Source organism: Micromonospora arida, from assembly GCF_042873195.1.
Lineage (GTDB): Bacteria > Actinomycetota > Actinomycetes > Mycobacteriales > Micromonosporaceae > Micromonospora > Micromonospora arida.
In genome coordinates, this window is record NZ_JBIALC010000009.1 from 177427 (window position 1) to 190274 (window position 12848).

Sequence of the window (12848 nt, forward strand, 5' to 3'; positions counted from 1 at the left end):
TCCCTCCCAAGGTGCGTACCACTTCCGCTGCCGGTGGCCTTCGAGTGCGAGCCTGCCACGTCCCGGTCGCGAGCGGGGACCGACCGTACCCCGCCGTCGCGAGCAGCGGTGATCGCCCACCCCCGCGCCCCCGCCGTGGTGGTCGTACTCTTGGCGTTCGTGGCCAGTCCCACCTCGCTGCTGAAGCGGCTTCTCCTCGGTCGACCGTTCCGGTCCGACCGGCTCCAGCACACCCTCCTGCCGAAGCGCATCGCGCTGCCCGTGTTCGCGTCCGACGCGCTGTCCAGCGTCGCGTACGCGCCCGACGAGATCCTGCTGACCCTCTCCATCGCCGGTGCGTCCGCGTACTTCTTCTCGCCGTGGATCGCGCTGGCCGTGGTCGTGGTCATGCTCACCGTGGTGGCGAGCTACCGGCAGAACGTGCACGCCTACCCCTCCGGCGGCGGCGACTACGAGGTGGCCACAGTCAACCTGGGGCCGAAGTTCGGCGTCGGGGTGGCCAGCGCGTTGCTGGTCGACTACGTGCTCACGGTGGCGGTGTCGGTCTCCTCCGGAGTGGCCAACCTCGGCTCGGTGGTGCCGTTCGTGGCCACCCACAAGGTCCTCATCGCGGTGAGCGCGGTGGTCCTGCTCACCGCGGTCAACCTGCGCGGGCTGCGCGAGTCGGGCACGGCGTTCGCCATCCCCACCTACGGCTTCGTGATCGTGATGCTCGGGATGCTGCTCACCGGGCTGTTCCGGGTCTTCGTGCTGGGCGACGAGCTTCGCGCACCGAGCGCCGACCTGGTGATCCAGGCCGAGCACAGCGTGACCGGTTTCGCGCTGGTCTTCCTGCTGCTGCGGACGTTCAGCTCGGGCGCCGCCGCGCTCACCGGCGTGGAGGCGATCTCCAACGGGGTGCCGGCGTTCAAGGCGCCGAAGAGCCGCAACGCCGCCACCACCCTGCTGCTGCTCGGCACCATCTCGGTGAGCATGCTGGTCGGGATCATCTGGCTGGCCCGGCTCACCCACCTCCAGTTCGTCGAGGATCCGAACCTCCAGATCGTCTCCGGCCCCGAGGGGTACGTGCAGAAGACGGTCACCACCCAACTCGGCGAGACGGTCTTCGGTTCCGGGTCGATCCTGCTCTACGTGCTGGCCGGGGTGACCGCCCTGATCCTGTTCCTCGCGGCGAACACCGCGTTCAACGGCTTCCCGGTGCTCGGCTCGATCCTCGCCCAGGACCGCTACCTGCCCCGCCAGTTCCACACCCGGGGCGACCGGCTGGCCTTCTCCAACGGCATCACCTTCCTGGCCCTCTTCGCGATCGTGCTGATCGTGGGCTTCCAGGCCGAGGTGACGAAGCTGATCCAGCTCTACATCGTCGGCGTCTTCGTCTCGTTCACCGTCTCCCAGGTCGGCATGATCCGGCACTGGAACCGGCACCTACGCACCGAGCGGGACCCGGAGGCACGTCGCCGGATGCACCGCTCCCGGGCGATCAACACGTTCGGCGCGGGCCTGACCGGTGCGGTGCTGGTGATCGTCCTGATCACCAAGTTCCTACTCGGCGCGTGGATCGCGATCGCGGCGATGGCGGTGATCTACGTGCTGATGCTGGCGATCCGCCGGCACTACGACCGGATCGCCGTCGAGCTGACCCCACCGGACGAGGGCCGGGCCGTGCTGCCCGCCCGCAACCACGCGATCGTGCTGGTCAGCAAGGTGCACCAGCCGACGCTGCGGGCCATCGCCTACGCCCGCGCCACCCGGCCGGACACGCTCACCGCGGTGACCGTCAACGTGGACGAGAAGGACACCCGGGACCTGCAGGCCGACTGGGAGCGACGGGAGATGGCGATCCCGCTCACCGTGATCGACTCGCCGTACCGGGAGATCACCCGCCCGATCCTGGACTTCGTCGCCTCCACCCGCCGCAAGTCGCCCCGGGACGTGGTCACCGTGTTCATCCCGGAGTACGTGGTCGGCCGTTGGTGGGAGAACCTGCTGCACAACCAGAGCGCCCTGCGCCTCAAGGGCCGGCTGCTCTTCGAACCGGGTGTGATGGTGGTCAGCGTGCCGTGGCAGCTCGCGTCGACAGCGAGCAAGAACCTGGACCGGCTGGACGCCACGCTGTCCCGGACACCGGCGCGGGGGCCCCGCAGCGCCGTGCCACCACTGGTCGCCACGCCGCCGGTGGCCGCGCCGCCCGGCGAGGGCGGGCCCGAGAACAGCGCAACGATGGGGAACAGTCGTGACTGAGCCGGGCGGTCCGCGGACCGCGACACCCAGGACGCCGTCGGCGTCGGCCTCATCGGCGTTCGAGCGGGGGCTGGCCGAGACCGACCGGGTCGAGCTGACCGTCGACGCCGTCGCCCCCGGCGGGCACTGTGTCGCCCGGGTGGACGGGCAGGTGGTCTTCGTCCGGCACGCGCTGCCCGGTGAACGGGTCATCGCCGAGGTCACCGAGGTGCACCGGGGGTTCGTCCGGGCCGACGCGGTGACCGTGCTGGAGCCCTCACCGGACCGGGTCGAGCCGCCCTGCCCGTACGCGAAGCCGGGTGCCTGCGGGGGCTGCGACCTCCAGCACGTCGCACCGGCCGCGCAGCTTGCCTGGAAGACCGCAGTGGTCCGCGAGCAGTTGGTGCGCCTCGGTGGGCTGACCGACGTCGAGCTGGACCGGCTCGGCGTCCGGGTCGAGGCGTTGCCCGGTGGGCTGCTCGGCTGGCGCTCCCGAGTCCGTTACGCGGTCGACGCCGCCGACCGGGCCGGCCTGCTCAAGCACCGCTCGCACGAGGTGGTGCCGATCGACCGCTGCCGGATCGCCCACCCGGCCATCCAGCAGCTGCCGGTGCTCACCCCCGCCGGTGCGCGCTGGCCGGCCGCCGAGGCGGTGGAGACCGTCGCCAGCACCGGCGGAGACGTCACCGTCACGGAGATCCGCGATGGGGTGCCCGCCCCGGTCAGCGGCCCGACCGAGGTCCGCGAGGTCGCCGCCGGACGGGACTGGACGCTGCCCGCGTCCGCGTTCTGGCAGGTACACCCGGCCGCCGCAGACGCCCTCTCCACGGCCGTGTTGGAGTTGCTGGACCCGCAGCCGGGCGAGGTCGCCTGGGACCTCTACGGCGGCGCTGGGTTGTTCGCCGCCGGGCTGGCCGCACGGGTCGGCGCGACCGGCCGGGTGACCCTGGTCGAAGCGGCGGCGCAGGGTGTCGCCGCCGCCCGGGAGAACCTCGCCGACCTGCCCAGCGTCGAGGTGGTGTCGGCCCGGGTGGAGACCGCGCTGGCCCGCCGACGAATCACCGGCCCGGTCGACGTGGTGGTGCTCGACCCGCCGCGCTCCGGGGCCGGCGCCCCGGTGGTCCGCGCGCTGGCCGCCGCCGGCCCGCGGGCGGTCGCGTACGTGGCCTGTGACCCGGCGGCGTTCGCCCGGGACGTGCGTACCTTCGCCGACCTCGGTTGGCGGCTGGCGGCGCTGCGCGGATTCGATCTCTTCCCGATGACGCAGCACGTCGAGCAGGTCGGGCTGCTGCTTCCGCCGGACGCGCGGTAGAACACCCCGCGTCGGCTGTGGCAGCGCCTGACCGGGGGCTCAGCTGCCCACACCCCGCCCGGCCCGGGTGCGTGGGGCTCGGGCCGGGCTGCGGAGTACCGGGGGGCCGATAGACTCTCCGTTCATGAGTGTTGAAGAGGACACGGCCAACCACGGCCGGCTGCTGGGGACGGTTCGCGGTCCGCAGGACGTCAAGCGGATGTCTGGCGAGGAACTGGACGTCCTCGCCGCCGAGATCCGGGACTTCCTGATCACCAAGGTCTCCCGTACCGGCGGGCACGTCGGGCCCAACCTCGGTGTGGTCGAGCTGACGCTCGCCATGCATCGCGTCTTCGACTCACCCCGGGACCGGCTTCTGTTCGACACCGGCCACCAGGCGTACGTACACAAGATCCTTACCGGGCGTCAGGCCGGCTTCGACAAGCTCCGCCAGCGCGGTGGCCTCTCCGGCTACCCCAGCCAGGCGGAGAGCGAGCACGACCTCATCGAGAACTCGCACGCTTCCACCGCGCTCTCCTACGCCGACGGCCTCGCCAAGGCGTACGCCCTGCGGGGCGAGGCGCGCAGCGTCGTGGCCGTGGTCGGTGACGGCGCGCTGACCGGCGGCATGTGCTGGGAGGCGCTGAACAACATCGCCACCGCCGGCAACTCGCTCGTGATCGTGGTCAACGACAACGGCCGGTCCTACTCGCCGACCATCGGCGGGCTGGCCGACCACCTCTCCTCGCTGCGGCTCAACCCGGGCTACGAGAAGGTCCTCGACACCGTCAAGGACGCCCTCGGCTCCACGCCGCTGGTCGGCAAGCCGATGTACGAGGTGCTGCACGCGGTCAAGAAGGGCATCAAGGACGCGGTCGCCCCGCAGGCCATGTTCGAGGACCTGGGCATCAAGTACGTGGGCCCGGTGGACGGGCACGACGTGACGGCGGTCGAGGCGGCGCTGCGCGCGGCCAAGAACTTCGGCGGCCCGGTCATCGTGCACGCGGTCACCCGCAAGGGCTACGGCTACCGTCCCGCCGAGGAGGACGAGGCGGACTGCCTGCACGGCCCCGGCAGCGCCTTCGACGTGGAGACCGGCGCGCTGCTGGCCGCCCCGTCGGTGAAGTGGACGCACGTCTTCGCCGACGAGCTGCTGGCCATCGCCGACGAGCGCCCGGACGTGGTGGGCATCACCGCCGCCATGGCCGAGCCGACCGGCATCGCCAAGCTCGCCCGCAAGTACCCCGAGCGGGTGTACGACGTGGGCATCGCCGAGCAGCACGCGGCCACCTCGGCGGCCGGGTTGGCGCTCGGTGGTCTGCACCCGGTGGTGGCGGTCTACGCCACCTTCCTCAACCGCGCCTTCGACCAGGTCCTGCTGGACGTGGCGATGCACAAGCTGCCGGTGACCTTCGTGCTGGACCGGGCGGGCATCACCGGCCCGGACGGGCCCAGCCACTACGGCATCTGGGACATGTCGGTCTTCGGGGTGGTGCCGGGGCTGCGGATCGCCGCTCCCCGCGACGCCGCCACCCTGCGTGAGGAGCTGCGCGAGGCGATGGCCGTCGACAACGGCCCGACCGTGGTGCGGTTCCCGACCGGTGCGGTCGCCGCGGACCTACCGGCGCTGCGCCGGGTCGGCCCGGTCGACGTGCTGGCGGAGTCCGCCCGTACGGACGTGCTGCTCGTCGCCGTCGGCTCCTTCGGCCAGTTGGGCATGGAGGTGGCCGCCCGGGTCGCCGAGCAGGGCTACGGGGTCACCGTCGTCGATCCCCGCTGGGTGCGTCCCGTCCCGGCGGAGCTGGTCGACCTGGCCGCCCGCCACCGGCTCGTGGTCAGCGTCGAGGACGGCGTCCGGGTCGGCGGGGTGGGCGACGCGCTCGCCCAGGCGATGCGCGACGCCGACGTCCGGGTGCCGCTCAAGGACCTGGGTGTGCCGGCCGACTGGCACCCGCACGGCACCCGCGCGCAGATCCTCGCCGACCTGGGTCTGACCGCTCAGGACGTGGCCCGCAACGTCACCGGTTGGATCTCCGGCCTGGACGCCACCCCGGACCGCCTCACCCCCAGCGACGCGGCCGCACAGAACTGACGAGAACGAAAGACGGCGGGCGTCCCGAGGGACGCCCGCCGTCGCATATCCACCCCAGCCACGACCTCCCGGCCCTGCCTCCGCCCGGCCTTCGCCGATCTTGCACTTCCGGTTGCCGTGATGCGCCTTGAGTGCCGATTTGTCGGCACAGAAAGTGCAAGATCGCGCGGGGTGGGGGTGGGGCTAGCGGGGGGAGATTGAGCGGTAGTGGGTTTTGTCGGTGTTGGCGAGGCTGTAGGTCTGGGAGCGGGACGGGGTGGGGATGACCACCAGGCCGGGGCGCTCGACCAGCAGGGGAGTGCCCGGCGGAACGGACAGGGAACTGTCCCGGGTGGCCCGCCAGCTCAGCACCACCAGCGGCTGACCGGGCACCGGCAGCTGGTACGCCTGCAACGGGGTGGCCCGGTCGGCGGGTGAGACGACGGGCGCGCTCCCGTCGGCCGGTCGATAGATCACCGCCGTCATCGCGCCGGCGTCGGTGTCCCAGCTGAGCTGCTGCAACTCGGCCGGCTCGCCGCCGCCGAGGGCCACTTCGCCGAGCGAGCGCACGGTGAGCTTCGCCATCGGCCAGGACGTCGGCACCGAGCGTGGGGCGTCCCGGTCCCCGATCCGGCGCGGGATGCTGCCGAAGGGGCCCCGATCGCCGGACAGCACGCAGGTGTCCAGGCCGGTGAGCGCCCGCCGGCCCGTGCCGGACTCGTCGCGGACCAACGGGTAGCGCGGGTCGACGGTGCCGGTGCCGAGGTCGAGCAGCCGGTCGGCGGCCCGCCCACGGGGGAGCGACTCCGTGGTTCGCAGGGTCGCGGTCACGCCGACTGCCGTGCAGGACGGTACGTCGACCGGTGCGCTGAGACCATCCGCGATGGTCAACGTCCGGTCCTGTGGCCCGAGGAGACGCTGCACCCGGGCCGAGACCAGGTAACGCCGGCCACCGGCCGTCTGCACCGGCAGCACGTCGGAGTAGACGAGGTAACCCGGATCGGTGTACTCGGTGGCGCGGGTCACCGCGTACCGGTCGCCCTCGCGAGTCAGTTGCAGCAGCCAGGACGCGCTTTCGCCGGGCACGTCGGCGGCCACCAGCGCCACCGGGGCGCCGTCGACCCGACCGGAGAAGAGGATGCCTGACGAGGGCAGGTGCGCGCGGTCGTCGGCCGGCGACCGCCAGCCCCGGACCGCCGCGGTGACCGCTGCCGTCGCGGTGGCGTCCCCGGCGAGGTCGCCGCGGGGCGGCCAGACGGCGAGGGTGCCATCCAGGCTGTCGTACCCGACCCGGAGGTCCTGCGGCTTCCGTTCGGCTACCGGACCGCAGGCCGTGCCGGCCAGCAGCGCGCTCAGCAGGACGGGAAGCGCCCTGCCGTACCGACGGCCTGGAGTCACCTGGCCCGCCCCCGATCGCCTCGCCGTCGCTGTCGGAAAGCGCCATAGTACGAGATGTCCGATGCGGCGCCTCAGTTGGCCGGCAACCGAACCACCACAATGGACACCACCGGCGGTTCAGGGCGTTTTGGTTGCTCCGGTAGACTCCGCCGACTGTGACGCCTGCCGAGTCCCGCGCCCTGCCCGCGCCGCACCCGGAGGCGGCAGCCGACTCCGCCGAGCTGGTGAACTACCGCACACCGGCCGGCCTCTTCGCCGGCCCGCCCGCGTTGGCTGCCCCCACCACGGCGCCGGCCAGCCCCGTAGCGCCGGCCGAGCCCACAGCGCCGGCCGAGCCCGAAACGCTGGCCGAGCCCGGAGCGCCGGCCGAGAGCGCGGTGCCGACGCGGGCGCGGTGGCGTCGGTGGACTCGGCGTCGGCAGCACCTGGCGGTGGGCGGGTTGTTCCTGCTCGCCGCACTCTGGGTGACCAGCCGGATCTGGCTGGACCCGTCCGGTCGGGTGGCCTCGCTCTACACCGGTGACCCGGCGCAGGTGCAGTTCTTCCTCGCCCATTCGGTACGCGTGGTGCTGCACGGCGAATACCCGTTCTTCACCGAGCAGTTCAACTACCCCGACGGCGTCAACCTGATGGCCAACACGGCCGTGTTGGCGCTGGGCATCCCGATGGTCCCGGTGACGCTGCTCTTCGGGCCGGCGGTCTCCTTCGTGGTGCTGGTCACGCTCGGTCTCGCCGGCACCGCCATGGCCTGGTACCTGATGCTCTCCCGCCACCTGGTGCGTACCCCGCTCGCGGCGGCGGTCGGTGGCTGGTTCTGCGGGTTCTCGCCCGCGATGCTCTCGCACGCCAGTTGGCACCCGAACATCATCAGCCAGTTCCTGCTGCCGTTCATCGTGTGGCGGGTGCTGGTGCTCACCCGCTCCGCAAAACCGGTTCGGGACGGGGCCCTGCTCGCCCTGCTGGTCACCGCTCAGGCGTTCATCAACGAGGAGATCCTGCTCTTCACGGCGCTGGCCTGCGGCGTCTTCCTGCTGGCGGTGCTGGCCCAGGAGCCGGCCCGTTGGCGGGCGGCGTGGCGACCCCTGGGCGTCGGCGTGGTGACCTGCGCGGTGCTGGCCGGGGCGCTGCTGGCGTACCCGCTCTACGTGCAGTTCGCCGGGCCGATGGCCTACCACGGGCTCAGCGACGCGGTGAAGGACTACGGCAACGACATCGCCGCCTTCTTCGCCCCCGGCTCGCCCACCCTCGGCGGCAACCAGCGAGCCAACATCAACCTGGCGCCGAACTACTCCGAGGAGAACGCCTTCTTCGGCTGGAGCCTGTCGATGCTGGCCATCGGCATCGTGGTCTGGCTGCGCCGGGAGTTGATCGTTAGGGCGCTCGCGGTGACCGGCGTGTTCTTCGCCGTGCTCTCCCTCGGCGAGCGGGTCTCCTGGTGGGACCGCGAGCTGATCACCGGGCCGTGGCAGTGGTTGGTCCACCTGCCGCTGCTGGACGCGGTGGTGCCGACCCGGTTCGGGCTCATCACCAGCGTGGTGATCGGTCTGCTGCTGGCGCTCGCCGTCGAGCGGGCCTGGGCGCTACGCCCGGCCGACCGCCGTACCGTCCGGGTGCTGACCGCAGCGGGCCTGGCCTTCGCGCTGCTGCCGATCGCACCGATGCCGCTGCGGATGGTCTCCCGGCCGCCGGTGCCGGACTTCATCACGGCGGACCGGTGGCGGGCGTACGTCGGGCCGGACCAGACGCTGGTGCCGATCCCGGTGCCCAGCATGGGCAACACGCACGGCATGCGCTGGGCGGCGGCCACCAACCTCGACTTCAAGATCCCCGGCGGTTACTTCCTCGCGCCCCGCAACGGCAACACCGGTGACGCGGGCCGGTTCGGCGGTCGTCCCAGTGGGGTGGGGCAGATGCTGGAGGAGGTGGCGACCACCGGCCGAACGCCCAAGCTGGACGACCGGCAGCGTCGGCGCTTCGCCGACGAGCTGCGGCACTGGCGGGCGGCGATCCTGGTGTTGCCGGTGCGGCAGCAGAACGCCGAGCCGCTGCGACGTACGGTCGAGGAGCTGGTCGGCCCGGGCCGCCAGGAGTTGGATGTCTGGGTCTGGGACGTCCGGACGCTCACCGACCGTTCGGTCTGATGACCACCGGGACGACGTCCCCGAACATCTCGCCCCCGGCGACGGTCGGCGCGGACCGCTCGGCCTGGCTGCGGGACGCGCTGGTGGTGGCCGGCTATCTGGGCCTCGCCGTGCTGGTGACCAGCGGGCAGTGGGGTCACCCGTGGCGGCTGTTCCACCAGGCGGGTGACCAGATTCTCTTCGAGTGGATGCTGGCCCACGCGGCGCATGCCGTGGTCGAGGGGGAGAACCCGCTCTTCAGCACCGGGTTGAACGCGCCCGACGGGGTCAACCTGATGGCGAACACCTCGGTGCTCGGCCTGGGTGTCCCGCTCACCCCGGTCACAGTGCTCTTCGGCTCGCAGGTGGCGTTCTGCGTGGCGGTCGTCTGCTGCCTCGCCGGGACCGCTGTCGCCTGGTACGTGCTGCTGCGCCGCCGGCTGGTCGGCACCCGGGCCCCGGCCGCGGTGGGTGGACTGATCTGTGGCTTCGCCCCGGGCATGATCGCTCAGGCCGGCGCCCACCTGCACATCGCCGCCCAGTTCCTGGTGCCAGCGATCCTCGCCCTGGTGTTCCGGCCGGCCTCGGAGACGAGGCGACACGGCGTGTGGCGGCCCGGCGTCGGCCTGGGACTGCTGCTCGTCTGGCAGGTTTTCATCGGCGAGGAGGTGCTGGTCTTCCTTGTGCTCGCGGCCGGCGTCTTCGCATTGGGTTACGCGCTCGCCGACCGGGCGGCCGCACGGCGGCTGGCGCCGGCGCTCTTCGGTCGACTCGCGGTGGCGGCCGGCGTGGCGGCGGTGCCGTTGGCGTACCCGCTGTGGTTCCAGTTCCACGGCCCGCAGCACTACTCCGGGATGGCGTTCGCCACGCAGGGTTTCCAACTGGACGTCGCTTCGTTCACCGCGTCGGCCCGGCAGACCGTGCTGGGTGACGACTGGCTGCCGGGGTTGCTCTCGCCGAATCCGACCGAGGAGAACTCGTTCTTCGGCCCGGGCCTGCTGGTGCTCGCTGTGGTGATCGTGATCTGGCAGTGGCGACGACCGCTGGTCCCGGCACTGGCCGCCTGCGGCGTGGTCTTCGCCCTGCTCTCGCTCGGCGGCGAGCTGCGGGTGGACGGTGAGGCCACCGGCATTCCGGGGCCGTACCGGCTGGTCGGCGGGCTGCCGTTGCTCGATCTCGCGGTGCCGGCCCGGTTCGCGCTGGTCTGCGTACCGGTGCTGGGTGTGTTGGTGGCCCTGTCCCTGGACCGGGTCCGGGCCGCGCGTGGGCCGAACGTGGCGTCGGGCCTACCGGTGCGGCTGCTGTGGGCCGGCGCGGTCGCCGCCGCGTTGCTGCCCCTGATTCCGACGCCGATCCGCGTGGTGCCGGTCGCGCCGGTGCCGGCGTTTCTCGCCGCCGGTGGCTGGCGTCCGCTGGTGCCGCCCGGTCGGACGGTGGTCGCGGTGCCCCCGGTCACCGGTGCCGGGCGCAGCCCGGTGATGCTCTGGTCCGCCCGTACCGGTCTGGCGTTCGCCGCGCCGGGCGGTTACTTCATCGGCCCCAGCGGCCAGGACGACCCGGCGGCCCGCTGGGGTGCGCCGGACCGGCCCACGTCGGTGCTGTTGGGGCAGGTGGCCGAGACCGGCGTGGTGCCGGTGCTCGGCGACGCCGACCGCCGCCAGGCCGTCGAGGACCTGCGGCACTGGCGTGCCGCGGTGGTCGTACTCGGGCACCTGGAGCACGGTGACCCGGTCCGCCGAACCGTCGACGACCTGCTCGGCCCGGGCCGACCGGTCGACGGCGGATGGTTGTGGGACGTCCGGGACCGGGTCGGCTAACTAACCCACCAGGGCGCGTACGTCCCACACCCAGACGTCGTCGACCCGCTGCGGCGACCCCAGCAGGGCGGTGACCAGCTCACGGAGCACCGCCTCGCGGGGGTGCGCCCCGAGCACCACCACCGACGCCCGCCAGAACCGCAGGTCCTCGACGGCCTGGCGGCGGTTTTCGTCGGTCAGCTCCGGAACGGTGCCGGTGTCCATGGTGGAGTAGATGAGGGAGCTGGTCGGTCGGTTCGGCGCACCGAAGACCCCCTCACCCAGCTCGTTCGGGCCGATGAAGTAGCCGCCCGGAACGGGAAACTCCTGCCCGGTCAGCGCACTCCACCGCAGCGTCGGCAGACCGTGCACGTTGCTCGGGATCGGCACCGGCACCAGGGTTCGACCCGCCGGCACGTACGGCCGCCAACCGCCCGCCGTGATGAAGTGCGGCGGTGGGTCGATCTGCTGGGCGGGCAGCGGGCGGGGGAAGAGCGGCAGCACGGCGAGGGCGACCGCCGCGTACCCCACCGGGCGCAGCCACCGACGGCGCGACGCGACCGGCTCGGCGGGCTCGGGGGAAACAGCCGGGGCCCCTTCGGCGGCGCGCTGGGCCGGCACCCGCGGCCGGTCGGCCACCGGGCGCCCCTGGCGGTGCGCGGCGTCCCAGGTCAACGCGAGCAGTACGCCCACCGCGGCGGCGACCACCAGCGTCAACCGGGTCGGCATCATCATCTCGACCAGCGGCAGATCGTCCGACACGTACGACCACGGGCCGCGCACACCGGTCTCCACACCGTTGAAGCGCACCCACGGCCCGATCGCGGCCACGCTGAACACCACGATGAGCACCGCGGCGATCCGGGCGGCCAGCGAGCGGCGTACGAGCAGCACCAGAGCCACCACCGAGAGCAGCACCAGCGGCCAACCGAACCAGGTGTTCTGCTCGGTCAGACCGATCGTCTTCTCCACTGCCGGGTCACCGGCCCAGGTGTCCCGGGCGAAGGTGACGAAGGCGACCAGGTCCTCGCCCCAGTTGTGGAACACGCCGCCCTGCAGGCCCCGGTAGGACTGCGGCCCGTTGAACTGGAACCAGATCGGGTACGCGGTGAGCACCAGGGCCAGTCCGCCGGCGACCCCGAGCCCGGCCAGGAACGTGCCGGCGGCGGCCCGGGTGGCCCGCGGCCGCTGCACGGCGTACGCCAGCACGATGACCAGGCAGGCCAGCGCGGTGAGCAGCAGCATCTCCTCGTTGATGAAGATCTGGTACGCCACCAGCGCACCGAGCACGAGACCGTTGCGGCGCCACCGGCCCGGCTCACCCAGGGTCAGCACCCGCACCACGATCAGCGGGAGCAGGAAGTTGGAGACGAAGTTCGGTTGGCCGTTGGCGTGGTGGATGATTCCCGGCGCGAAGCCGAGGAACGCGCCGCCCACGAACGCCGCCGCTCGGGAGCGCACCAGGTGGCGGGAGAGCATCCAGTAACCGGTGCCGGCGGTGGCAGCCAGCGCCGCGCCCAGGTAGAGCGAGTACATCACCTGGGGGCCGAGCAGCATGGTCAGCGGGGCCAGCGGCAGGGTCACCCCGAGCAGCGAGGTGTTGGCCATCATGTTCACCCCGTCCGGGGCGTTCTGACGGGCCGTGAACAGCGGGTTCTCCAGGTGCCGTACCGAGTACTCGCCGTGCGCGAACAGCCACTCGAACCAACTGTGATCGGTGGGCAGGTGCGAGGAGACCCGGCCGTTGACGTCACCCCAGTAGTTGAGGCAGACGAAGACGCCCAGCAGCACATAGGCTCCGAGGGCCAACAGATCGGCTCGGGCCGGACGGCGTCGAGGCCGCCGTGTCGACTCGGCCTCGGCCGGGTCGGCGTCGGTCACGGGATTCAGCGAAGGGTCTACCACCGGCACAGCCACGACGCGCCATCGTACAGGCGGGGTTCCGTCACTTT

Annotated in this window: 7 protein-coding genes; 5 read left to right on the top strand and 2 right to left on the bottom strand. The window is 72.3% G+C overall.

Annotated features, from left to right (window positions below; genetic code table 11):
• Positions 1-159 precede the first annotated feature (159 nt).
• The 3 genes from ACFYP0_RS24810 to dxs all read left to right on the top strand — a co-directional run bounded on the left by ACFYP0_RS24810 (position 160) and on the right by dxs (position 5603).
• Complete coding sequence (locus ACFYP0_RS24810) at positions 160-2241, top strand: APC family permease (protein WP_386997725.1); 2082 nt, start codon at positions 160-162, stop codon at positions 2239-2241.
• Between the two features lie 70 nt (positions 2242-2311).
• Positions 2312-3532 (top strand): class I SAM-dependent RNA methyltransferase, encoded by a 1221-nt coding sequence (locus tag ACFYP0_RS24815; RefSeq protein ID WP_386997776.1) that lies wholly within the window; start codon positions 2312-2314, stop codon positions 3530-3532.
• Between the two features lie 124 nt (positions 3533-3656).
• On the top strand, positions 3657-5603 hold the full coding sequence (gene dxs, locus ACFYP0_RS24820; protein ID WP_356977048.1) for a 1-deoxy-D-xylulose-5-phosphate synthase: 1947 nt from the start codon (positions 3657-3659) through the stop codon (positions 5601-5603).
• Between the two features lie 183 nt (positions 5604-5786).
• Here the strand turns inward: dxs and ACFYP0_RS24825 are convergent, their stop codons facing one another.
• Positions 5787-6980 (bottom strand): hypothetical protein, encoded by a 1194-nt coding sequence (locus ACFYP0_RS24825; RefSeq protein ID WP_386997727.1) that lies wholly within the window; start codon positions 6978-6980, stop codon positions 5787-5789.
• 269 nt (positions 6981-7249) lie between these two features.
• On the opposite strand from ACFYP0_RS24825, the gene ACFYP0_RS24830 reads away from it, so the two are divergent.
• Together ACFYP0_RS24830 and ACFYP0_RS24835 are read left to right on the top strand one after the other, a co-directional pair.
• Complete coding sequence (locus ACFYP0_RS24830) at positions 7250-9121, top strand: hypothetical protein (RefSeq protein WP_356977103.1); 1872 nt, start codon at positions 7250-7252, stop codon at positions 9119-9121.
• Complete coding sequence (locus tag ACFYP0_RS24835) at positions 9121-10917, top strand: hypothetical protein (protein WP_356977050.1); 1797 nt, start codon at positions 9121-9123, stop codon at positions 10915-10917. The genes ACFYP0_RS24830 and ACFYP0_RS24835 overlap by 1 nt, the downstream gene beginning before the upstream one ends.
• On the opposite strand, the gene ACFYP0_RS24840 is transcribed toward ACFYP0_RS24835, so the two are convergent.
• Complete coding sequence (locus ACFYP0_RS24840) at positions 10918-12786, bottom strand: hypothetical protein (protein ID WP_386997778.1); 1869 nt, start codon at positions 12784-12786, stop codon at positions 10918-10920.
• Positions 12787-12848: the final 62 nt, after the last annotated feature.